General features: G+C 70.3%; 20 protein-coding genes and 2 pseudogenes. 12 read left to right on the top strand and 10 right to left on the bottom strand.

Features of this window, described 5'->3' with window-relative positions:
* Nucleotides 1-718 (top strand): IS30 family transposase (locus ACFPZI_RS31925; protein WP_381370566.1); only part of this gene is annotated, 718 nt, incomplete at its 5' end.
* Nucleotides 719-803: 85 nt separating this feature from the next.
* Here the strand turns inward: ACFPZI_RS31925 and ACFPZI_RS31930 are convergent.
* From ACFPZI_RS31930 to ACFPZI_RS31940, 3 genes are all read right to left on the bottom strand, one after another.
* Entirely contained in the window at nucleotides 804-1739 is a 936-nt protein-coding gene (locus ACFPZI_RS31930) for a protein kinase domain-containing protein (protein WP_381370570.1), read from the bottom strand.
* Nucleotides 1740-1822: 83 nt separating this feature from the next.
* On the bottom strand, nucleotides 1823-2542 hold the full coding sequence (locus tag ACFPZI_RS31935) for an ABC transporter permease (protein WP_381370573.1): 720 nt from the start codon (nucleotides 2540-2542) through the stop codon (nucleotides 1823-1825).
* A gap of 37 nt (nucleotides 2543-2579) precedes the next feature.
* Nucleotides 2580-3458: an ABC transporter ATP-binding protein gene (locus ACFPZI_RS31940; RefSeq protein WP_381370576.1), complete on the bottom strand. Its 879-nt coding sequence runs from the start codon at nucleotides 3456-3458 to the stop codon at nucleotides 2580-2582.
* A gap of 257 nt (nucleotides 3459-3715) precedes the next feature.
* Here ACFPZI_RS31940 and ACFPZI_RS31945 point away from each other — a divergent pair, with 257 nt between their 5' ends.
* From ACFPZI_RS31945 to ACFPZI_RS31975, 7 genes are all read left to right on the top strand, one after another.
* The gene (locus tag ACFPZI_RS31945; protein ID WP_381370579.1) at nucleotides 3716-6463 is read left to right on the top strand and encodes an ATP-binding protein; all 2748 of its coding nucleotides are present in this window, start codon (nucleotides 3716-3718) and stop codon (nucleotides 6461-6463) included.
* A 616-nt stretch (nucleotides 6464-7079) separates the two neighbouring features.
* Nucleotides 7080-7268, top strand: a complete 189-nt coding sequence (locus tag ACFPZI_RS31950) for a GNAT family N-acetyltransferase (protein WP_381370617.1) — start codon at nucleotides 7080-7082, stop codon at nucleotides 7266-7268.
* Nucleotides 7265-7381: a hypothetical protein gene (locus tag ACFPZI_RS31955; RefSeq protein WP_381370611.1), complete on the top strand. Its 117-nt coding sequence runs from the start codon at nucleotides 7265-7267 to the stop codon at nucleotides 7379-7381. The genes ACFPZI_RS31950 and ACFPZI_RS31955 overlap by 4 nt, the downstream gene beginning before the upstream one ends.
* Nucleotides 7378-10191 carry an AAA family ATPase gene (locus tag ACFPZI_RS31960; protein ID WP_381370582.1) on the top strand — a complete coding sequence of 938 codons (2814 nt, stop codon included), beginning with the start codon at nucleotides 7378-7380 and terminating at the stop codon, nucleotides 10189-10191. The genes ACFPZI_RS31955 and ACFPZI_RS31960 overlap by 4 nt, the downstream gene beginning before the upstream one ends.
* Before the next feature lie 120 nt (nucleotides 10192-10311).
* Nucleotides 10312-10860 (top strand): antibiotic biosynthesis monooxygenase, encoded by a 549-nt coding sequence (locus ACFPZI_RS31965; RefSeq protein WP_381370585.1) that lies wholly within the window; start codon nucleotides 10312-10314, stop codon nucleotides 10858-10860.
* Nucleotides 10857-13100 (top strand): LLM class flavin-dependent oxidoreductase, encoded by a 2244-nt coding sequence (locus ACFPZI_RS31970; protein ID WP_381370588.1) that lies wholly within the window; start codon nucleotides 10857-10859, stop codon nucleotides 13098-13100. Before ACFPZI_RS31965 ends, ACFPZI_RS31970 begins: the two co-directional genes overlap by 4 nt.
* The gene (locus ACFPZI_RS31975; RefSeq protein WP_381370591.1) at nucleotides 13100-13999 is read left to right on the top strand and encodes an LLM class flavin-dependent oxidoreductase; all 900 of its coding nucleotides are present in this window, start codon (nucleotides 13100-13102) and stop codon (nucleotides 13997-13999) included. The genes ACFPZI_RS31970 and ACFPZI_RS31975 overlap by 1 nt, the downstream gene beginning before the upstream one ends.
* Before the next feature lie 743 nt (nucleotides 14000-14742).
* Here the strand turns inward: ACFPZI_RS31975 and ACFPZI_RS31980 are convergent.
* From ACFPZI_RS31980 to ACFPZI_RS31990, 3 genes are all read right to left on the bottom strand, one after another.
* On the bottom strand, nucleotides 14743-15360 hold the full coding sequence (locus ACFPZI_RS31980) for an isochorismatase family protein (RefSeq protein WP_381370594.1): 618 nt from the start codon (nucleotides 15358-15360) through the stop codon (nucleotides 14743-14745).
* Nucleotides 15361-15636: 276 nt separating this feature from the next.
* Nucleotides 15637-15960 carry a helix-turn-helix domain-containing protein gene (locus tag ACFPZI_RS31985; RefSeq protein WP_381370596.1) on the bottom strand — a complete coding sequence of 108 codons (324 nt, stop codon included), beginning with the start codon at nucleotides 15958-15960 and terminating at the stop codon, nucleotides 15637-15639.
* 18 nt (nucleotides 15961-15978) lie between these two features.
* Nucleotides 15979-17193, bottom strand: coding sequence for an RNA-guided endonuclease InsQ/TnpB family protein (locus tag ACFPZI_RS31990; protein WP_381370599.1), 1215 nt, complete (start codon nucleotides 17191-17193; stop codon nucleotides 15979-15981).
* A 51-nt stretch (nucleotides 17194-17244) separates the two neighbouring features.
* Between ACFPZI_RS31990 and tnpA the strand changes: the two genes are divergently transcribed.
* Complete coding sequence (gene tnpA / locus ACFPZI_RS31995) at nucleotides 17245-17673, top strand: IS200/IS605 family transposase (RefSeq protein WP_381370602.1); 429 nt, start codon at nucleotides 17245-17247, stop codon at nucleotides 17671-17673.
* A 211-nt stretch (nucleotides 17674-17884) separates the two neighbouring features.
* Here tnpA and ACFPZI_RS32000 read toward each other — a convergent pair.
* Nucleotides 17885-17986: pseudogene (locus tag ACFPZI_RS32000) on the bottom strand (DUF5996 family protein); the annotation flags it as partial.
* 165 nt (nucleotides 17987-18151) lie between these two features.
* Here ACFPZI_RS32000 and ACFPZI_RS32005 point away from each other — a divergent pair.
* Both ACFPZI_RS32005 and ACFPZI_RS32010 read left to right on the top strand, forming a co-directional pair.
* On the top strand, nucleotides 18152-19003 hold the full coding sequence (locus ACFPZI_RS32005; protein ID WP_381370605.1) for an NmrA/HSCARG family protein: 852 nt from the start codon (nucleotides 18152-18154) through the stop codon (nucleotides 19001-19003).
* Between the two features lie 117 nt (nucleotides 19004-19120).
* Nucleotides 19121-19270 (top strand): annotated as a pseudogene (locus tag ACFPZI_RS32010) (IS110-like element IS110 family transposase); the annotation flags it as partial.
* 494 nt (nucleotides 19271-19764) lie between these two features.
* Here the strand turns inward: ACFPZI_RS32010 and ACFPZI_RS32015 are convergent.
* Together ACFPZI_RS32015 and ACFPZI_RS32020 are read right to left on the bottom strand one after the other, a co-directional pair.
* Nucleotides 19765-21114, bottom strand: a complete 1350-nt coding sequence (locus ACFPZI_RS32015; RefSeq protein ID WP_381370608.1) for a multicopper oxidase family protein — start codon at nucleotides 21112-21114, stop codon at nucleotides 19765-19767.
* Entirely contained in the window at nucleotides 21048-21545 is a 498-nt protein-coding gene (locus ACFPZI_RS32020; RefSeq protein ID WP_381370614.1) for a helix-turn-helix transcriptional regulator, read from the bottom strand. Before ACFPZI_RS32020 ends, ACFPZI_RS32015 begins: the two co-directional genes overlap by 67 nt.
* On the opposite strand from ACFPZI_RS32020, the gene ACFPZI_RS32025 reads away from it, so the two are divergent.
* Complete coding sequence (locus ACFPZI_RS32025; RefSeq protein WP_381370620.1) at nucleotides 21489-21647, top strand: hypothetical protein; 159 nt, start codon at nucleotides 21489-21491, stop codon at nucleotides 21645-21647. The two genes, ACFPZI_RS32020 and ACFPZI_RS32025, sit on opposite strands and share 57 nt — an antisense overlap.
* Before the next feature lie 195 nt (nucleotides 21648-21842).
* Here the strand turns inward: ACFPZI_RS32025 and ACFPZI_RS32030 are convergent.
* Nucleotides 21843-22484: cupin domain-containing protein (locus ACFPZI_RS32030; RefSeq protein WP_461112425.1), on the bottom strand; the 642-nt coding region annotated here is incomplete at its 5' end.

A 22484-nucleotide genomic window follows, 5' to 3' on the forward strand; every position in this document is an offset into this window, starting at 1 on the left:
CGCGAGTGTGGCCCTCATGGAAGGCTCGCTCCCGGCCGGCGGGGAAACGATCTCGCACGAGGCCGTCTACACGTGGATCTACGCGTTGCCCAAGGGCGAGCTCGCCCGGCTGGGCGTGATGCTGCCCAGCCGCCGCACCGCCCGCGGCCCCCGCAGCAGGCCCGACGCCTCCAGGGGAGCCCGGATCACCGGCATGCGCTCCATCCACGACCGTCCCGCCGAAGCCCTCGGCCGCCAGGTCCCCGGCCACTGGGAGGGCGACCTCATCATCGGGAAGAACGGCGCCTCCGCCGCGGCGACCCTCGTCGACCGCTCGACCCGCTTCTGCGTCATCCTCGCTCTGCCCGCGGGCAGGAACGCCGACAGCCTGTCGACCGTGCTCACCGAACAGGTCCTGGGAATGCCCGAGTTGGTCCGCAAGTCGCTGACCTGGGACCAGGGAACGGAAATGGGCCGTCACGCGGCGCTCACCCTGGCCACCGGCCTGGACGTGTACTTCGCCGACCCGCACAGCCCCTGGCAGCGGCCGACCAACGAGAACACGAACGGCATCATCCGCCGCTACCTCCCCAAGGGCACCGAGATCACCGACCACCAGCCCTACCTCACCGCCATCGCCGAAGAGATCAACAACCAGCCCCGCCGCTGCCTCGGCTACCTCACCCCACAGGAAGCCTTCCAGCGAGCCCTGACCGAAGGTGTTGCTTCAACGAATTGACACCGCCGGGTGCTGTTCTCGTTGCCGACGGTGATGAATCCCATAATGTGGTTCCTTTCCTCGTTGTTCGGTTCTGCTGTGCCGGTCAACAGCCGACGTCGGCCATACCGATGCGGCTGCCCAGGGCGGCTGCCAAGGGCCCGTCGGTGTCGAAGGTGCTCACAAGAGCGCCGTGATGGACGTGCCTGGTGTCTTTCGCCGCGGACAAGAGCGCCTCCTCGAACGAGCGCGCGTCCTGGAAACGGTCCTCCCGCTCCTTGGCGAGAGCCTTCGCGAGTACGGCATCAAGTGCCGGAAGGGCGGTGCCGGCCTGCGCGGGCTGCTCGTGGACGTGTTGGTAGGCAAGGGAGAGGGAGTTGTCTCCGACGAACGGTGGCCGCCCGGTTAGGAGTTCGTAGAGCACGCAGCCTGCGGAGTAGAGGTCGCTGCGGGCGTCCACGGTTTCACCGCACGCCTGCTCGGGAGAGAGGTACGAAGGAGTTCCGAGGACCACCTGGGCCTGGGGCAGGGCCGGATCGCCAGTGGCACGCGAAATTCCGAAGTCCACGACCTTGACTGCACCCTCGGGCGTGATCATCACGTTGGCCGGCTTGATGTCGCGATGGACGATGCCTGCTCGATGGCTGAAATCGAGCGCCGAGAGGATCCCGACCTGATACTGAATCGTTTCGTTGAGCGTGAGCCCGCGCATCCTGAGGAGATCCCGCAAGGACTGTCCCTCGACGTACTCCATGACGATGAAGGGAACCCGGACCTTGCCCGTCGAGCCACCTCCGACTTCCTCGTGCCCAATGTCGTAGATGGAGACGATGGCGGGATGGCTGAGACCAGCCACCGTCATCGCTTCGCGCTGGAAGCGGGACCGGACCACGGGATCTCGCACGAGGTCCTTGCGGAGCATCTTGATGGCGACCGAACGGCCCGAGCGGATGTCGCGACCGCGGTGGACGTGGGCCGTAGCACCCCGACCGATGACGTCACCCACTTCGTACCGACCGTTAATGACTCGATCCGCATTCATCAGCCCTTCTCCGCCGTCCGGGAGAGATCGTGATGGTGATCGTGTCGCCGAGACCGGCTGAGCCCCTTCGGTGCATGTCAGGCTCATCGACGCGGCTCCCAGCGGAAGAGCCGGACAGCCAGTGCGACGGCGACGAGGACCCAGGCCATGGTGATCGGCAGTAGGAGCAGGGAGTCGGCGAGGGGGGCGCCGCCGTTCCAGGCGTTGACGATCAGTTCGGTGGCCGCGCCTCCGGGAAGCAGCCGCTTGAGCAGGGCGAGGTCCTCGGTGCCGGTGATTCCCACCCAGCTGGCCACCGCGATCACAGACAGGCTCACCGGCAGGGTGGTCGCCTGGGCATGCTCTGGGGAGTTCGTGAGTCCTGCCGTGGCCAGAGCCAGGGCGACCAGCATGGCCGTCGTTGCCAGGATCGCGACCGCGAGGAGCAGGATCTGAGCCGGTCCGGTGGCGACCACACCCAGCACGATCAGGATCGCGACCGCTTGGATGAGCGCGATAACGGTGACCGGCAGGACCAGCCCGGCGAGGATGTCCGCGTCGCCCGCGGCGGTGGCGCGCAGCCGCTTGAGGAAGAGGTTCTGGCGGCGCGAGGCCAGCGTGGTCACCGCCGTGGTGTACAGCCCTAAGGCCAGCACGCTGAACATCACGATCGCCGCGATGTAGCCGAGGCTGCCGAGATCGGAGAACACCTCGTGCTGGTAGACGAAGTAGCCGCTGACGACGACCGGGATGACAAGACCGGTGACCAGGACCAGCCGGTTCCGGAAGGTCTGGATCATCTCACTGCGAGCGATCTCCAACATGCTGGTGGTTCCTTTCGTGGCAAAGTGCCGTGTGGTTTCAGTCGCGGCTGATGGCGCGGAAGACGTCGTCGAGGCGAGTCGGGCCGGCCTGCAGGTCTCGCAGCTCCACCCCGGTGTCATGCGCCCAACCCAGCAACCGGTAGAGGTCGTCCTGCAGGCTGAAGGTCTCGATGTGGAAGGCCCCATTGAGCGCACCCACGGTCGGCGGCTCGGGAGCGCCGGGTGGAAGCGCGAAACTGATCACCGACGGCAGGGCCTGCGTCAGCTCCGCGACCGTGCCTTCCCGATGGAGCGTGCCCTCGTGCATGAGGCCGATGCGGTCGGCGCGCTGCTGGGCCTCCTCCAAGTAGTGGGTGGTGAGCACGATCGTGGCCCCCTCTTCGCGCAGCCTGTCGACAGCGGCCCAGAGGGCGTCGCGGGACTGGATGTCCAGCCCGGTGGTGGGCTCGTCAAGGATGACCAGCTCGGGCCCGCCGTACACGGCGGTGGCGAAGTCCAGTCGGCGCTTCTCGCCACCGGACAGCTGGGAGGCCCTGGTGCTCGCCTTGCGGGTGAGGCCGGCGATGCCGAGCACCCGGTCCACGTCGTCGTGTCTCCCGCTCAGCGCGCCGATCAGGCCGACCGACTCCCGCACCGTCAGATCCGGGGAGAAGCCACTCTCCTGCAGCATGATGCCCATCCGCGGCCGCACCGCGCGCCGATCCTGCGGGCTCTCACCGAAGATCCGCACCGTGCCGGAGGCGGCCCGGCGGTGACCCTCGACCACCTCCAGGGTGGACGTCTTACCGGCTCCGTTCGTGCCCAGCAACGCGTAGAACTCGCCGCGCTTCACGTGGAAGGACAGGTCACGGACGGCGGTGAAGTCACCGTAGGTCACGTTCAGACGTTCGACGTCGATGACGGGAGTGGCGGGCATGGTGTTTCCTTTCGTGTCCACGAGCCGGTGGCGTCACGGGTCAGGCCCGTTCCCGGGCCGAGGAGGTCCGGCTGACCCGGTCAATGCCGGTTCGTGCCGTGTCATCAGACTCGCGCCGGGCGCGGTGCCTTCGCCTCGGTGGAAGCCCCCATGTCTTTCGCCGGTCATCACGTCCACATGCCGAGCCCCCGCCTGGTGGGCTGTGGTTCGCATAGGTAAGAATCACCTAGTCCGGTACGTACTCGAAGGGGGCGAAGTTGACGGATCTCTTGGGTCGGCGTGCGGAGCGTGAGGCGGTCGATCAACTGCTCACGCAGGCACGGGCCGGGCGCAGCGGGACGCTTGTGCTGCGCGGGGAGGCCGGCATCGGGAAGACCGCCTTGCTCGAGTACGCCCGCGAGACCGCGGCCCCCTCGGGCTTCCGGGTGGAGAGCTCGGTCGGAGCGGAGTCCGAGACGCAGTTCGTGTTCGCGGGCCTGCACCAGCTGTGCGCGCCGCTGCTGGGCCGCGCGGACGCGCTGCCCGACCCACAGCAGGCCGCCCTGGGCGTGGCGTTCGGACGGAGAGCCGGTACCGCGCCGGACCGCTTCCTGGTCGGGCTGGCCGTCCTCAACCTGCTGGCCGAGGTCGCCGAGGAGGGGCCTTTGCTGTGCCTCGTCGACGATGCGCAGTGGCTGGACGAAGCGTCCGCTCAGGTCCTGGCGTTCGTGGCACGGCGGGTGGAGGCCGAGCGGGTGGCGCTGGTGGTCGCGGTGCGCGACTCCGACGAGGGTGACGTCGAGCAGTTCGCCGGGTTGCCGGCACTGCGCCTGGACAGGCTCGGAGAGACCGACGCCCGGGTGTTGTTGACCACCGGCGTGCACACACCGCTGGATGACGCCGTGCGCGCGCGTATCCTCGCCGAGGCGCGCGGTAACCCGTTGGCGCTGCTGGAGCTGCCCCGAGGCGCACCCCCGGCACAGTTCGCCGGAGGGTTCGAGCGGCCAGACGTGCTGAGTGTTCCTCGCCGCATCGAGGACGGCTTCCAACGCCGTTCGGCCAGGCTGCCGGCCGAGACCCAACTGCTGCTGTTGGTCGCGGCGGCCGACCCGACCGGCGATACGGCGCTGCTGTGGCGCGCGGCCACCCACCTGGGCATCTCCCCCCAGGCGGCCCTACCTGCGGAGGCCGGCGGGTTGCTGGAGATAGGCGCTCAGGTGCGGTTCCGTCATCCGCTGGTCCGCTCTGCGGTCTACCAGGCGGCCACAGCGCCGGATCAGCGTCGAGCCCACCGCGCGCTGGCCGACGCTACCGACCCACAGGTCGACCCTGACCGGCGCGCTTGGCACCGCGGGCAGGGCGTGCTGGGCATCGACGAGGAGGCCGCCGCCGAGTTGGAGCGCTCGGCCGACCGGGCGCGCTCCCGCGGTGGGCTCGCTGCCGCAGCCGCGTTCCTGCAGCAAGCCGCAGAGCTGACTCCCGAGCCGGCCAACCGTACGAGACGGGCGCTGGAAGCTGCGCACGCCAAGCACGAGGCCGGCGCGCCCGAGAGCGCCCTGAGGCTGCTGACGGTCGCGGCCGCCGGGCCGCTGGACGCGTTGCAAGCAGCACGCCTGAAGTTGCTGCGCGCCCAGGTCGCCTTCCACACCACGCGCGGAAGCGGGGTGCCGGAAATACTGCTGGACGCCGCCAGGACCCTCACCCCGCTCGATGCGGCCCTGGCCCGTGAGACCTACCTGCACGCGCTCGACGCGGCGCTCGTGACCGGTGACTCCGACCGCGGCGTCCTGGACGTCGCCGAGGCCGCTCGGGCCGCACCTGCACCGCCCGGGTCGCCGCGGCCGCAGGACCAGTTGCTTGATGGCCTCACGAAGACCTTGACGAGTGGATATGCGGCGGGAGCGCTCGTGCTGCGGCACGCCCTGGAGGCGTTTCGCGACAACCTGCTCACGGACGCCGAGCCAGACCGCCAGAGCGACCGCTGGCTGCGGCTGGCCTGTCGCAACGCGCTGGCAATCCTCGATGACGAGCTGCTCTACTTGCTGGCCAGCCGTAACGTCCAGCTGGCTCGTGAGGCCGGTGCGCTGGCGACGCTCCCCGACTCGCTGCGCTTCCTGTCCATCACTTCGGTCCTGATGGGCGAACTCGCCCGAGCCGGCGAACTCGCCACCGAGGCGACGGCCATCACGCAGGCCACCGGCGGCGTACAGCCACGGCACGCTCACATCATCCTGAGTGCCTGGCGTGGCGACCAGACGGAGACCACGGCGCTCAACGCCATCACCGCCCAAGACGTCGCCTTCTCCGAGGAGAGTACGGAGGCCTCCATGGCTCAGTACGCGATGGCGGTGCTCCACAACGGGCTGGGCAACTATCCGGCGGCGCAGGACGCTGCGGCACGGGCGTTCGAGTCCCCCGAGCTGTCGCTCAGCAACCTGGTCCACTTCGAGCTCATCGAGTCAGCTGCCCGCGCCGGTCAACCGGAACGCGCGGTCGAGGCGATGAAGCAGCTCTGCTCCCGGGCCCGTGCCAGCGGGACGCCGTGGGCGCTGGGAATGGCGGCGCGTTCACAGGCGCTCACGAGCACCGGATCGGCAGCCGAGGATCAGTACCGCGAGGCGATCGCGCAGCTCAAGCACACCCGGATGGGCGGTTACCTCGCTCGTACCCATCTCGTCTACGGCGAGTGGCTGCGCCGCGAACGTCGTCGCCAGGACGCACGCGAACACCTCCGCACCGCCCACCAGCTGCTGTCGGACATGGGGGCGGAGGCGTTCGCCGAGCGGGCCGCCCGCGAGTTGCGCGCCACCGGTGAGCATCCCCGCAAACGGACCGCCCAGCCGACTGACTCCCTCACCGCCCACGAGCTGCACATCGCACGGCTGGTGGCCACCGGGGCGACCTCCCGGGAGGTCGCTGCGCAACTGTTCCTCAGCCCACGCACGGTTGAAGCCCACCTCCGCAGCATCTTCCGTAAGCTGGGCATCACCTCCCGCCGGCAGCTCAGAGAACTGCCGCTTCCCTGACCAGACAGGCAGACCACGGCCAGAAGCTCCGGATGACAATCGTCAAGTAAGGGGTGGCAAGGGGTCCCGACCAGGCCCCGGTCCGGTCGTGTTCCGACGTGCAATCCGGACGCCGGACCCAGGTCGGTCCGGTCAAGTCCCGCTGCGGGTTGGGTTGCGCACCGGCACAGTCCAGCCGCGGCACGCACCCGGGCGAGACGCTGTCCGACCGTCTCGCGTCGGCGCGCCGGCCCACCAGATCCGCCGCTTGGCTGCCCGGTCCGGGTCCAGGGCAGGCTGTCCACCCGAACCAGGCTGGGACCAGGTTGGGTAGACCAGGCTAGGCAACTCTCCCTGACGCGAACGAGCGTCTGCTGCGCGAGTCTGGGGACACCACAACGCTCCGAAGCGAAAGGAACGTCGTGTTCGCCAGTCCCGTCATCGAAGTTGATGAACTCAACTTTGACGACCTCTGGCCCGACGAGTATCTGACCTTCCACGTGGCAAGCGGGAAGCGCTACCGATCTGATTCGTCTGGCCACCGGGCAACCCACGGTCGACCCGAGATGACGACCTGTCACAGCACCGAAACAGGGGGCTCAACAAACAATGTCCATCGACGTCCATCGACGTGAACGTGACCAGGAATCCGGACCGGCGGCGCTACGAAGCCTCCGTCGGCGAGACGACGGTCGCCGGATTCATCGACTACCAGGAGACCAGCGAGATGATCGTCCTGACTCACACCGAGGTCGACCCGACCTTCGAGGAGTCGGCGGCGCCCTGGCCCGCGCCGCGCTCGACGATATCCGCGAACGAGGACTGAAAGCGCTGGCGATCTGCCCCTACATCATCAGTTGGCTGCGCAATCACCCCGAGTACCGCGACCTGCTCTACAACGCGGCCCCGTCCAGGGTCAGCGCTAGGTGGCTGACATGACCGACCTGACCCTCGACCCTGTGACCGTGCCGCCGCGATTCTACGGCGACATGGAGTTGTTCGGGCGGGGCGCGGAGACCGCGGCACTCGACGGTGTGCTGGCCCGCGCAGCGGACGGTGCGGGCTCCGGGCTCGTGCTATGGGGCGAGCCGGGCATCGGCAAGACCGCCCTGCTCGAGTACGCAGTCGACACCGCACCCAACGTCACGGTGCTGCGCTGCCGGGGCACCCGGATGGAGGCGGGGATCGCGTTCGCCGCCCTGCACGAGCTGCTGTGGCCGGTGATGGACCGGTTGGACACGCTCGCCGCCCCGCAGGCCGCGGCGCTGCGCGGCGCGCTGGGGCTGAGCCGGGACGAGACCAACCCGTTCCTCGTCGGCGCGGCCGTGCTGTCGCTGGTATGCGGCATGGCCCGGGAACGTCCGGTGCTCGTCGTGGTGGATGATGCCCAGTGGGTGAACGAGGCGACGGCGCGCTGCCTGGGCTTCCTCGCGCGCCGGATCGGTGCCGATCCGGTCGCGGTGCTCCTCACCGGACACGAGGACCCGCATGTCGGGCCGTGGGAGGGGTTGCCGGCGCTGGAGGTCGTGGGCCTGGCCGAGGACGATGCCCGCAGGCTCGTCGCCGCCGCCGTGCCTGGAGCGACCGAGGACCTGGTCGACCGCACGGTCCGGGCGGCGGGCGGCAACCCGCTGGCGCTGCACGAGCTGCCCACGATCGACAACGAGCCCGACGCCGACCCGGTGCCCGGACGGCCCGGCGACCTGATGAGGGTCGGGCCGCGGCTGCGGCGGGCGTTCGTCGCCCGGGCCGCGGTCATGTCGCCACCGGCCCGCGCGCTGCTGCTGCTGGCCGCCGCCGAGGAGCGGGGCGACCGGCACGTGGTGCACCGTGCGGGGGCCGGCTGGGGGGTCGACATGTCGACCTGGGACGAGCTTCTGCGCTCCGGACTGGTCCGCGCTCCGGGGCCCCGGCTGGAGTTCCGGCACCCGTTGATCCCGGCGGCCGTCTACGACGGCACGCCCTTCGCGGAGCGGCAGGCCGCCCACCGGGCGCTGGCCTCCGCCCTGCCGACCGACGCCACCGCGGAACGGGCCTGGCACCTGGCCGCCGCGGCCGATACGGCCGACGAGGACGTCGCCGCGCTGCTGGAGCAGGCAGCGGAGCAGTCGCTGCGGCGCAGCGCCGGGCCGACGGCGGTCCGCACGCTGCGGCGGGCCGCCGAGCTGTCCCCGGACGAGGGCGACGCGGCGCGCCGGCTCGCGGCCGCCGCCCGTGCCGCGTGGGCCGCGGGGGACTCCGGGGCGGCCCGTCAGTTGCTCGACGACGCCGAGAACCTGGTCGGCGAGCGCCACGTCGCCCGCCTGAGCGGCGGGCTGCGCGGGTTCCTCGAGTTCGCCTACGGCGTGCCGGAGCGTGCCCATCACTACCTGACCTCCGACATGGCCGTCGTCGAGGATCCCCGCGGGGTCATGGAAATGGGCTCGGTGGCGGTCCGCTCCGCGTGGTCGGCCGGGCGGGACGACCTCCAGCAGCAGGCGCTGGAGCGGCTGTCGACCGTGAATACCAGCGGCGATCCCACCCTGTCCGAGCTGGTGCCCCTGCTGCGTTCCTGGTGGTCCTGCCACGACGCGACCGCCCCGGTCGCCCCGGTCGCTCCGGAGACGGTCGGCAATCTCGCGGACCGGTTGGGGACGCGGGTGTGGGGCCTGCTGCCACCGATCCCGCTACTGCAGGCCTGGGGTGTCGATGGCCCGCTGCACGACGTGCTGCGCGTGCAGACCGTGGCGCTGCGGCGGCGCCAGGAGATCACCGCGCTGGCGGCGGTGCTCGTCCAGACCGCGGTCCTCGACGTCACCGCGGGCAGGTGGGACGCCGCCGGGAACGCTGCCGTCGAGGCACTGGAGCTGGCCGAGGAGGTCGGAACGGAGAATGTGGCCACGCAGTGCCGGCTCATCCAGGCGTCCCTGGCCGCCCCCCGCGGCGACGAGCACACCGTCGACGACCTCACCACCCGGGTACTCGCGGCCTCGGTCCCGCGCGGGGTGCGGGCGCTGAGTGCGAACGCGTACTGGCACCGGGGCCGGGCGGCTCTGTTCGCCGGCCGCCCGCAGGAGGCGCTGGACCACCTCGTGTGCCTGTCCGAGCCTGGTCACGACGCCGCCCACCGCACGTGCGCGCTCCTCGCCGCCGCGGACACCGTCGAGGCGGCGGTGCAGGTCGGGCGGCTCGACGTGGTCGAACCGCAGATCACCATGATCGACAGCTGGGTGCGGCGTACCGGCGCGGCCTGGGCCCGCACGGCCGCGCACCGGCTCCGCGCACTGGTCCGGAACGGGCCGGAGGCGGAGGAGTCCTACCGGGCTGCCCTCGAGGTGCCGGGGGCGCCGGACAATCCGTTCGAGTACGCCCGCACCCGGCTGCTCTACGGGGAGTGGTTGCGGCGGGCGCGCCGGCGGGCCGAGGCCGGGCGCCATCTCGCGGGTGCCGCCCAGGTCTTCGAGCGTCTCAGCGCGGAACCGCTGCGGGTTCGGGCGCTCCGCGAGCTGGCCCTGAGCGAAGGCTCGCGGATCCATGGGCCGGCCGGACCGAGGGACGCAGTCGGGCTCACCGCGCAGGAGTTGCGGGTCGCGCAGCTGGCCGCCGACCGGCTCACCAACCGGGAGATCGCAGCACAGCTGCTGATCAGCCCCCGCACGGTCGGCCACCACCTGGGCAACGTCTATCCCAAGCTGGGCATCACCTCCCGCGCCGAGCTCGCCCGCATCGACTTCGCGGGCGACCTCCGGATCAGCTCGGTCGATCGGTGACCCGGGCGGTGACCGATTGGATGCCCGATCCGCCCGGATCGGGGAGTTCGTAGCGTTCCCGGCGACCCGGTACCCGCCAGGCGGTGCTGCACCGCCCGGACGACGAGAGTGTGGCCCGCTGTGACCGATCCCGACCCCGACTCCGAGCCCCGCCGTGCGCGGGCGACCGGCACCGTGACCGTGACCGCAGGCTCGGTGAACAGCGCAGCCCGGGCGAGCGATGCGACGGTGAGCCTCGCGCGGCTCGTCGAGCCGGGCCACGAGCACGACTTCGAGACCTGGGCGCGCGACCTCATCGACGCCGCGGCGAGCGCACCGGGGCACCTCGGTGGCGGACCGTTCCGGCCCACCACCCCGGACGGACGGTGCATCGTGGTGCACCGGTTCCGTGACCGCGAGTCGGCCTGGGCATGGTCGGAACCGCCGCGGCGGGCAACGTTCCTCGCCGACTGCAAGGGGCACCACCACGCCGAGAACGCCCGCCGTGAGCTGAGCAGGACGGAGGGGTGGTCCACCGACGGCGGGGTCCCGGCGCAGCCACCCCCGCGGCGGCGGATGGCCGTCGCCGTCGCGCTCGACGCCCACCCGATCTCGTTGCTCACCAACGGGAGCATCGGGTCCGCCAGCGCCGACGTGCCGCTGGCGGTGCGGGCCGGGATCCGCCGATGACCGCCACACCCGGGCAGTCGGTCCGGGCGGACTACGGACACGCGGTGGAGTTCGGTGTCCGGCTGCCCGTCGGACCCGCCCCGGGACCGACGGTCCGGCTCGCCCGCACGGCCGAGGAGCTGGGGCTCGACCTCGTCGTCGTGCCCGACCGTCCGGACCGCCCCGACGCGGAGGCGTGGACGCTGCTGTCTTGGATCGCCGCCGTCACCGACACGGTCCGGATCGGCACCGACGGGCACGACGGCACCGCGCGGAACCCGGCGATGCTCGCCCGGGCGGCCGCAGGCCTCGACCACCTCAGCGCGGGCCGGGTCGAGCTCGGGATCACGGTGGGTGGACCCGGGCACGACGGCGAGGAGACGATCGACGTCGTCGCCGAGCTGTGGAACGTCCTCGACCGTGGACTCGCCCGCGTCGACGGTCCGCGGCACCGGCTCGCCGGCGCGCAGAAGGCGGCGCCCGCGCACGACGTGCCGATCACGGTGCGCGGACCGGACCCGCGCGACCCGGACCTGGCGCGGGTGGCCGGCACTCACGCCGACGGCTGGTCGGTGCCCCTGACCGGCACCGACGACCTCACCGCGGGCCGGCTCCTCGTCGACGCGGCCGCCCGGGACGCCGGGCGCGACCCGCGCGAGATCCGCCGGTGGGTGACCGTTCCCGGCGCGAGTGGTGACGGCTGGGCGGCCACGCTGCTGGATCTCGTCGTCGAGCAGGGGGTGGGGACGATCGTGCTCGACCTCGGCACCGACGATCCGGCGACCCTGACCCGGTTCGCCCGCGAGATCGTTCCGGCGGTGCGGGCGGGTGCCGATGCGGCGCTCCCGCACGGCGCGGCCGGGGTGCGCGTGCGTCGCTCGGCGGCGCTCGCCCGGCGCCGCCCCGGCATCGACTACGACGGCGTCCCGGCCGGGCTGGCCGAGGTCGTCGAACCGGGAGACCTCGCCTACGCGCGTCTGCGCGGGGGATACCTGCGCGGCGGTTCACCGGGCATCGTCCTGCGGGCGGCGACCGTCGGACAGGTCGTCGACGCCCTGGCGTTCGCCCGCCGGCACCCCGACCTGCCGCTGTCCCGGCGCAGCGCGGGGCACGGGCTGTCCGGGCGCTCCACCAACGACGGCGGCATCGTCGTCGACGTGTCGCCGATGAACACCATCGAGGTGCTCGACGAGACGTCGCGCCGGGTCCGGATCGGACCGGGAGCCCGCTGGACCGACGTCGCGAACGCCCTCGCCCCGTACGGCTGGGCGATCAGCTCGGGAGACTACGGCGGCGTCGGCGTCGGAGGGCTGGCCACCGCCGGTGGCGTCGGCTACCTGGCCCGCGGGCACGGGCTGACGATCGACCGGCTGCGTGCGGTGGAGCTGGTGCTCGCCGACGGCTCGGTCGTGCGGGCGAGCGACGCGGAGAACCCGGACCTGTTCTGGGCGGTCCGCGGTGCCGGGGCCAACTTCGGGATCGTGACCGCGTTCGAGTTCTCCGCCGACGAGGTCGGCCCGGTGGCGTTGGCCGCGCTCACCCAGATCGTCCGGGACACCACGCGCTACCTGGTCGAGTGGGGCCGGGTGGTCGAGGAGTCCCCGCGCGACCTCACCAGCTTCCTCATCGTGCCACCGCCGCGCGGCAGGCGGCCCGCGGTGGCGCTCACCCGCACCGTCGTCGACTCGCCGGACCCAAACACCGTGCTGTCCAGGCTGCAGCCGCTGGCCGGGCTCGCCCCGATGTACGAGCAACAGGTGGCCATCACCTCCTACGCCGACATCATGGCGAACGCGCGTGACGACGCACCGGTCTCGCGCGGCGAGCCGGTCTCCCGCAGTGGGCTCGTCCACCACCTCACGCCGGAGTTCGCGGCGGCCGCGAGTCGGGTGCTCCGCAGCGGTGCCGTGCACTGGTTCCAGCTGCGCTCGGTGGGCGGTGCGGTCGCCGACGTCGATCCGGACGCGACGGCCTACCCGCACCGGGCGCCGAACTTCTCGCTCGTCGTCATGGGCGACGATCCCGAGGCCGTCGACGCGCAGTGGGCATTGCTCGCGCCGTTCCTCGACGGGCTCTACCTCAGCTTCGAGACGAGCCTGCGGCCCGAGCGGATCGAGCAGGCCTGGCCGCCGCGGACGCTCGCCCGGCTGCGGGCACTCAAGGCGACCTACGACCCGGACGGCGTCTTCGACGACAACTTCTCGCTGTCCCCACCCAGCCGCCCGGACAACTTCTCCGACACCCAGGAAGCGAGTCTCTGATGACCGACTACGGCCACGAGCTGACCTTCGGCTGCTTCATCACGCCGGTCGCACAGCCCCCGATGCGTCCCGTCGAACTCTCGCTCGTCGCCGAACGGGCCGGGCTGGATCTCGTCACCTACCAGGACCATCCGTACCAGGCGGCGTTCACCGACACGTGGACGCTCATGTCGTTCGTCGCCGCCCGCACCGAGCGGATCCGGATCTGCGGCAACGTGCTCAACCTGCCGTTGCGCCCGGCCGCGGTGCTGGCCCGCGCCGCCGCGAGCCTGGACCTGCTCAGCGACGGTCGGGTCGAGATGGGCCTCGGCGCCGGCGCGTTCTGGGACGGCGTCGCCGCCATGGGCGGGACCCGGCTCGAACCCGGCCAGGCCGTCCGCGCGACCGAGGAGGCCATCGCGATCATGCGGGGGATCTGGGCGGCCGACGAGCCCGGCCGGCTGCGCGTCGACGGCGAGTTCCACCATGTCGACGGTGCGAAACGCGGCCCCGCCCCGGCCCACCCGATCCCGATCCGGATCGGGGCGCTCAAGCCCCGGATGCTGCGGCTGACCGGACGACTCGCCGACGGGTGGCTGCCATCGCTGGTGTACCTGCCGGACGGGCCGGCGTCGCTGGCGGCGATGAACGCGCACATCGACGAGGGCGCCACCGGGGCGGGCCGCGACCCGGCCGTGGTGACCCGCTACCTCAACATCGTCGGGCAGTTCTCCAGCAACGGTGACGGGCTCTTCGACGGGCCGCCGGAGCAGTGGGCCGAGCAGATCGCCGACATCGCCCTGACCCACGGGACGTCCGGTTTCGTCCTCGCCTCCGACGAGCCGGGCGCACTCGAGCTGTTCGGCCGGGAGGTCGCTCCACGCGCCCGCGAGCTCGTCGCCGCCGAGCGGAGGGGCTGAACCGGGATGACCGGTGACCGGGCGCGATCCTCACCAGGAAATCGCGATCCTCGAAGGTGCTGACCACGAGCCACCGCCCGTGCTGCCGTTCCTCGCCCCCAGTGACGAGACCGCCGCCTGCGTTCGCCCCGACCTCGCGTCGACCGGCTGGCATCCCTGGTACCCCCGGGTAGGCCGGCGCCCAGCGCACCCGGGACAGCACCTCGACCGGACAGCAACAGCCCGATCGGCCACACCGCGGACCCGATCTGCTGAGCGACGCCCGGTGACCACCCCGCCGGCCGCTCCCCGACCCGCAGCCAGGCGTGCAGCACGTTCGCCGCCACGGACATCACTGTTGCCGACGACGCGAAGCCGGTGGACGCGCGAATGCTGCTGGCACGGGCCTACTGCCACTCCGCCCAGCTCGGTCGGGCCGAGCACGAGGTGCACAATTCTCCGTTTCGACAAGATCAGGGAGTACGTGACCGCGCCGGGTTGTAGAGCTCCCGCAGGACCATGCCCATCGTCTGCTCGGCAAAGCGGGTTCTCCCGGGGTGCGTGTGTGTCGACGTCCGGCCCGTGCAGCGCGGGGTAGGCATCGGTCTTCCCCTCCTCGTCGTTGGAGTCCTGCCGGAAGCGACTGCAGGTGAGCCGATCCGATCGAACGCCATGCCGTTGCGGCATGGTCAAGTTGTGGCGGGCCGGTCGCCACGTGCGGACCACGCGATGAAGCCCGGTGCACCTGGAAGCGTGCGTTCGGCTCAGGTGATCTTCTCGAGCTCGGGGAAGTACCACCGGACAATCGAGCGGAGCCGGTCGGCGCCCGGGCGCCCCCAGTCGCGCTGCAGCTCGGCGGTCAGCGAGATCGCGGTGACCGGCTGCGCACCCGCGTGCACCATGCGCTGCATCGCGCGGTCGTGGGCGTCGGCGCTCACGCCTCCGATGGCGTCGGAGACCGGGTAGACCTCGTAGCCCTCGCGCAGCATGTCCAGGGTCGGGAACGCCACGCACACCTCGGTCCACAGCCCGGTCATGATGATCTTCTTGCGGCCGGTGGCTTCGACCGCGGCCCGGAAGTCCGGGTCCTCCCAGGAGTTCAGCGTGGTCCGGTCGATCTCGGGCACGTCCGGAAGCTCGGCGCGGAGCTCCTCGATCGTGCCGGTGTTGACCCCCATCTCGACCCCGACCGTCGTGAGCACGACCGGGAGTTCGTATGCCGCGGCCGCACGGGCGACGGCAGTGGTGTTGAGCATCATCAGCGCGAGGCTGGTCGAGCGGACTGTCCGGACCTGCTCGGGCTGGTAGTCGATCAGCACGAGCGCGGCATCGTCCGGGGAGATCAGGTGGTCGTCGGAGCGGACCGGGGTGACGCCTGCCATGATGTGTACCTCCGTCGTAACGTGAATTCTCGGTTCGGTGGTCCGAGTGGACCGTGGACCCACCGGACTGGGCCGGGACGGTGCTCCATCGGCGGATCACGCGCGGGGCGCGCCCTGCCACCGGCGCGGCCCTCCCCGACGAGGCGCCGGCCTGCGGCGAGCGCGGCCGGATCTCGGCACCACGCCGAGCGTTCGTCACGGACGCCATGACGCTACCAAGGTCCGAGCTCGTACGAATCAGGTACGCAATCGGTCACCGACACACCTCTGGGTCGATCATCCGCCGTCGGCGCCCACGCGGAGCGGCAGGTCGCCCGAGAGATCGATCCGGGCGAGCTCGGTGCGGGAGGTGATGCCGAGCTTCGAGCAGACGTTGGCCAGGTGGTGGCCGACCGTGCGCGGGCTGATCAGCAGCTGCGCCACGACCTCCCGACTGATCAGGCGGTCGGCGGCGAGCTGCGCGACCCGCAGCTCCTGCGCGGTCAGCCCAGCCGATGAACCGGGCGCGCGGCGGGCGGCCGGGCCGTCAGGTCCTGCTCGCGCAGCCTCTCGCGCCGGCAAACAGTGGTGCGGCCGATGGTTGTGACTCCTCCCCCTCATGAATGAGGGGGCTTCTCGCTATGCCGGGTTGGCGTCGCGACGGACCAGCCCGGCCCGTAGAACGTTCAGGGCGCCCACCGTATCCGCGTGCGCCTGGTGGCCGCACGAGACACAGTGGAACTTCTCCTGGGTGGTCCGGTTCTCCGCTGAGACGTGCCCGCATTCGGGACACGTCCGGGAGGTGTTGCGGGGGTCCACGGCGATCACTTCCCGTCCGGCGCTCTCAGCCTTGGCGTGCAGGATCGTCAGGAACACCCCCCAGCCGGCATCGTTGATCGACTTGTTCAGCCCGGCCTTCGCCGCGGACCCGTTGGGCAGGAAGCTGCCCGGCGTCTCGGGGTCGGGCTTCGGCGCTGGGGCCTTGACCATGTTGCGGATCTTGAGGTCTTCGTGCGCGATGAAGTCGTGTTCCCGCACGAGGTCCAAGGCCGTCTTATGCGCGTGGTCGAGCCGCTGACAGCGGACCTTGCGGTGCAGGCCGGCAACCTTCTGGACGGCACGGCGGTGGTTGGCGGTGCGCTTGTCACGACGCACACGCGGGAACCGGGCGAGGGCCTTCTGCGCGGCTTCGAGCTTCGCGGCGGCCTTTCGTCCGTGGCGTTGGTTCTCGACAAACCCACCGTTGGAGTCGCCGAGGAAGTTGGCTATGCCCATGTCGATGCCGACGACGTTGCCCGTCTTGGGTATCGGCTCAGGCTGTGCCTGCTCGGCGGTCAGGACAACGTACCAGCGACGGCCTTCGCGCTTTACGGACACGGTCTTGACCTTGCCGACCACGGGCCGGTGCTGGTTGACCTTGACGTGCCCAACACCCTGGAAACGTACCCGGGTGACCGGATCACGCGGGGTGGAGTCCCAGCGGCAGCCGTCGCCGTCCTTGGGGAAGTCCACCGTGTCGAACCAACTGACTCCGCGAAAGCGCGGGTAGCCGGGCGTCTCGCCGGCCTTCACGCGGCGGAAGAACGCGGCGAACGCCTTGTCGAGACGGCGCAACGTCGCCTGCTGCGAGGAGAACGACCAGCGGCCCTGACGCTCCGGGTCGAACGCCCGGATCTCCTTGAGCTGCGCGGACTGGTGCCCGTACTTGACACTCGTCTTCGAGGTGTGCCGGTAGGCGTCCCCGCGTTCCTGCAAGGCCCCGTTGTAGAGCGAGCAGTGATCCCGCAGCATCTCGCCCAGCGCGATCGTCTGGCCCACGGTGGGCCGCATGAGGAACTTGTACGCACGGATCACCCGGCCCACCCCCTTCCACGCCGGTTCGCTTGATCATACTACGCTTGGCGTATGTCACCGCGCTGGGAACCAAACCATGATATTCGTACCGGTCGTCACGTTGTTTACAACCTTCAGGCTCACTTGGTGTTCGTCACCAAGTACCGGCGCGGCACCTTTGATGACGACATGCTGAGGCGGTGCGAGGAGATCATGCGTGAGGTGTGCGCCGGCTTCGATGTGGAGCTGCGCGAGTTCAACGGCGAGGCCGATCACGTGCATCTGCTCGTCCACTACCCGCCGAAGGTCGCCCTGTCGAAGCTGATCAACTCCCTCAAGGGCGTCAGCTCCCGGTACCTGAGGGCCGAGTACACCGGCCGGATCAACCGCATCGGCATGGGCTCGGTCTTCTGGTCCCGCTCCTACTTCGCGGGGTCCTGCGGCGGAGCGCCGCTGACCGTGATCCGCCAGTACATCGAGGGACAGAAACGTCCCCTCTGACTGTCACCCCAGAGGCGTAGAGAACTCCGGCGCTTCGCGCCTCTGGGCCAAGGATGCGTTTCCCTCCCCGGCTGAAGCCGGGGATACCCACGCAAGATCAGGGATGGCAATCGATCGCCCCTCACCGATCACGACGACCGGCCGATTGACCGACCGATCCGGCGGGGGCCGCGGCGCCCGATACTTGGCTCGTGAGCCACCCCGCACGCGCCGCTGTGCTCGAGGAAAGGTGGTGGCCGAGGAAATCGAACTCGATCTCGAAGGCCCCGGTGCGGTACGGGATCGTCGAGGTCGTCAACCCGCGCGGGCTGACCCGCCAGGCGCCGGTCGGACGATCGTCATGACTGTGCGTGCACGGGGTCGAGCCCGCCAGCGCCCTTCTCGCGCGGGTCGTTATCGTGCGCTGTCGTTCGTGACGCATAGTTGGTTGGGGCCGATTTCGGATCTGATGCCCCTCTGTAGGGAAGGGAGTTCTTCCATGGCGCATGGGCCGATCCTGGTGCTCGCCGCGACAGGCGGACAGGGCGGGGCTGTGACCGACGCGCTGCTGGGTCGCGGAGCCCGAATCAGGGCGCTGGTACGTGACCCCGGCCGAAGTGCCGCGCGGCAACTGGCCGAGCAGGGTGTCGACGTGGTGGCGGGCTCCCTGAGCGATCGTGAGTTGCTCGCCACGGCCATGAAGGGGGTGGCCGGTGTCTTCGCGTTCACCACGCCCTTCGAGGCCGGTGTCGAGGCAGAGGTGGGCCAGGGGCGGGCGATCCTCTCCGCCGCGGCGCAGGAGCGCGTTCCGCATCTCGTGTTCAGCTCGGTGGCCGGGGCCGACCAGGACAGCGGGGTACCGCATTTCGAGAGCAAGGCGCGCATCGAGGCGGAACTGACCGCGGGCGATGTTCCGTACACGATTCTGGGGCCGACGTACTTCTTCGACAACGCGCTCGGTGGAGCTCGGCGTATCCTTGACGGCGTTCTCGATCTGCCGCTGCCGCCCGACCGGCCTTTGCAGCAGCTCGCCCGCCTCGACCTCGGCGCGTTCGCGGCGGAAGTGCTGCTCAACCCCGCCCCGTACCTCGAGCAGCGCATCGAACTAGCCAGCGACGCACCCACTCCCACGCAGATGGCAGCCGCGCTCAGCGCAGCGCTGCGACGGGACGTCCGCCATGAGTACGTACCGCTGACGTCCATCGGCAATCCGGACATGCACGCGATGTGGGCGTTCCTGAACGGGCCCGGCTATCGCGTCGACATCCCCGCACTCCACGATGCTCACCCGGAGATCCGCTGGACCGGCTTCGCCGACTGGACGGACCGCACCTGGGCGACCGCCCGCTGAAGCGGGCGTCCACCTCTGGTCGGCTCGCCGGGCAGCGAACACGAGCACGCCCGGCGAGCCCTGCCGCCCCCGGATCGCACGGATTCACGCGATGTGGCGAACCGGCCGCGCCGGCACGCCCTCCCGCTCACGGTCGCTCAAGACGCAGGCTGCAAGGTCACCTGCCTGCCGGGCCTGGCCATGCGGTGGATCGCCGACCTGGTCGATCAAGTGACCCTGCCCGTCGCGAAGCTGGCGACCGAGCTCGGACTGCGGACCAGCGCGCACGTCGAATCCGACGGGACTCGCCGCCCGACCGCCGACCTTCTTGAGCACGGCCTGCTGCGGGACACGTCGACGTTCATGCAGGCGTCGGCGACGACCAGCTGCGGATGCTCGCCGACGCCGGTCGTTCGGTGTCGATCAACCCGCACCTCGAGCTGACGATGGCGTTCGGCTGGCCGGATGCCGGCCGGATGCCGGCCGCCGGCCTGCGCCCGACCCTGTCTCTCGACGACTGCCCATCAGCCGGCGGCGACATGCTCCATCGTGCGCACCGCCTACGGGTACAGCGTGGCCTGGACGTCGTCCTGGTTCAGGCGGAAGTCGTGTTGGAAGTCGCTGTCGAGGTCGCCCCGGACTTGACCGCCTCGACAGCCGGGCTCTTCACGTTGTCCGTCATGGTCCGTCCGTCCCGGCTGGCCAGGGCCCGAGGCCGGGCCTCGACCAGCCTGTCACATCACGGACTTACACGAACTTGCAGACACGCTCGACGCTGGCGGTCATCCGCTGTGGCCCGGGGGCCGCGTGCTGGGCGGAATGATGTCCAGGACGGCCATCATGCCCATGTCCTCGTGATTGAGGATGTGGCAGTGCAGAACAGTCCTGCCGGTGAAGTCCCTGAAGTGGATGCGGACGACGATCGCACCGCGCTTCGGTACGTTCACCGTGTCGTACACGCTGTGGGAGGGGTCCTCTGCCTTCCCGTTGGTGCTCATCAGCTGGAAGTGGTTGGTGTGCAGGTGGAAGCTGTGGTCCTCGTCCGAGTTGTTGCGGACGGTCCACTCCTCGACGGTGCCGAGGATGGAGACGAAGTCGGTCCGGTTCGGGTCGTACGTCCGGCCGTTGATGTAGAAGATCGTGCCGGCCTTGTTCTCCGTGAAGACGACGGTCTTGCGGCCGGCGATCGTTGCGTGGCTCAGGTCCTCGTACGGGCCGAGGTCGGTCGGGAGCGCGGCCCGTGTCACGGGTGTGCCACCGGTGACGACTGTGGCGAGGTCCGCCCGGGGAAACTGGTTCCCGGCGGGGCCGGTGTTGTACGGCAGTGTCTCCAGCCGGGTGGTGTCGGGGGCACCGCCCTGGACCAGGACATCGAAGCGGGCGGCGGGGATGAGCAGTGTGTCCTCGGCGTAGACCCTGCCCACGGGGACGCCGTCCTGTGCGATCACGTGGAAGCGGGTGCCCGGGAGGTGCAGCTTGTAGTAGATGTTGGTCAGCCGCCACAACTGGGGCTCTCCCGGCCGGATGTGGATCATCGGGTTCTGCTGGCCGTTGACGGTGCGGTGGGTGGGCGCGCCGATACTCAGGGGATGGGTTTTGATCGCGTCGCCTTGGACCTGGAAGTCCTTGAGCGCGAGGGTGTGCTCGGTGATGTGCCGCAACGGCGCGGGCAGGCGCTGCTTGAGGCCCCCGACGACGATGATGCCCGACTCGCCGCCCGCGACCTGCGGGACGGACAGCTTGTCGGCGTGTGAGTGGTACCAGTAGGTGCCGGTGGGGTGGTTGCGCGGCAGCTGGTAGGCGTAGTGGTACGACTGCCCGTATTTGATGGAGAGGAAGATGTCGTCGGAGGGGGCGCGCGGTGATACGAACAGTCCGTGCGTGTGCAGATTGGTGTACTTGTCGGTCTTGTTGGTCATGGTCAGGTCGATACGGTCGCCAGGCCACACGCGCAACGTGGGGGGCATGTAGGCCCCGTTGTAGGTCGTCGCGTACAACTGGCGGTTGCCGACCCGGGCCTTGCGCCGTTCCACCACGATCGTGGTCCTGAGCACGCCGTTGCGGCTCACCACCTCCGGGGGATCCTGGAGCCGCGGCCCCGTGCCCGTCGGGGTGGGCCCGTCCTGAGCCACGGACCCCTGCGTGGCGCTGGAGCTCCCGCTCGGTGCGCTCCCCGCGCAGCCGGCGAGCCAGAGCGCGGCATTTCTCCCGCCGCGCGGACCGCACGCTTTCGGTCGAGCCAATCCGTGGGAGACAGGCCGTAGGACCTGCGGAAGGCCCTGCTGAACCGGGCGGGACTGGTGAAACCCCAGCGTCGCGCAACCTGGCCCAGGCCAACAGATCCCGGTGGCCGTACCGCGAGTTCCCTGCGGCACTCGTGCAGGCGCAGCTCGCGGATCCATTGGCACACGCTGGTGCCCTCGGCCTTGAAGAGCCGGTGCAGATAACGGACGGAGATGCTGTGGGCATCGGCGATGGCCTGGGGGGTCAGGCCGGAGTCCGACAGGTGCCAGCGGATGAAGGTCTTGATCCGCAGCAGCAGGACCCGGTCGGCACCCGGCAGTACAGCGGGATCCTCTCCCAGCTGGTCCGCCGCTGTGGCCGCCATCAGGTCGATGACGCCCTCGGCGAGTTGCTCCGCCACCGGCGTCGCGTATGCCTCTGAGAGTGCGGTAAGTGATGTTTCCTGCCGTTTCACACCGATGTGATGACATGCCATAACGGGGTGATTCCGGCGGTCGAATGATCAACATCGCCGCCCTGGCCGAGCGCACGGCTCCGGCTCCCCGGTTTGGCTCGACAGCCGAGGTCAGGGGCCTGCTACCCACTGGGACGAAGTGGTGCGAAATTAGCTAGACCATCACTTACCGCACTCTGAGGTCTCCGCCAGCCGTTCCAGCAACGGGGTGAGCAGGGCGGGCAGACCGCCGCTCGGGCGCACGGCCCGCGCGGTGAGCTGCCGCAGATCGGCCTCCGACCGCCCGAGCAGGGCCCGCGGCACCGCGAAGATCTTTAACTGGAAGCGCTCGGGAAAGGTGGTGCGGAAGGGCCGGATGGTCTCGAAGAACCCGATGTCACCGGCTCGCAGCACCGTGGTCCGACCGTCCTGTTCGGCTCTGGCCCGGCCGGTGCTCTGGAGCGCCACGAAGATGTCCCGACCGTCGCCGCGGGCTATGAAGCGCGGCGACCGGTGGGCCCGGCCCGGGTCGCATTCCACCGTGGTGATCTGCAGGCCCCCCAGGTGGTCGGTGCGCATGGCGGCGTCATAGGTGCGGCCGTCGGTGGCGATGTCCATCCCCACGAGGGTCGCGAGCACGGCGTCGTGCCAGAAATCCAGGCTCTCGCACGGTGGAACCGAGCGGGTGCTCAGCACCTGGGTTCGTGGACTTGCGTAGAGCACCGGACACCAGCGTCTCTCTTCGAAGGAGCCGATAGCGGTCTCGCCCTCCACGAGTTCGTACTGGAGCGCGCCCGAGGGACAGCGCCGCACCACCTCCGCCAG

It is taken from the genome of Streptomyces chlorus (assembly GCF_042655885.1).
Classification (GTDB): Bacteria; Actinomycetota; Actinomycetes; order Streptomycetales; family Streptomycetaceae; genus Streptomyces; species Streptomyces chlorus.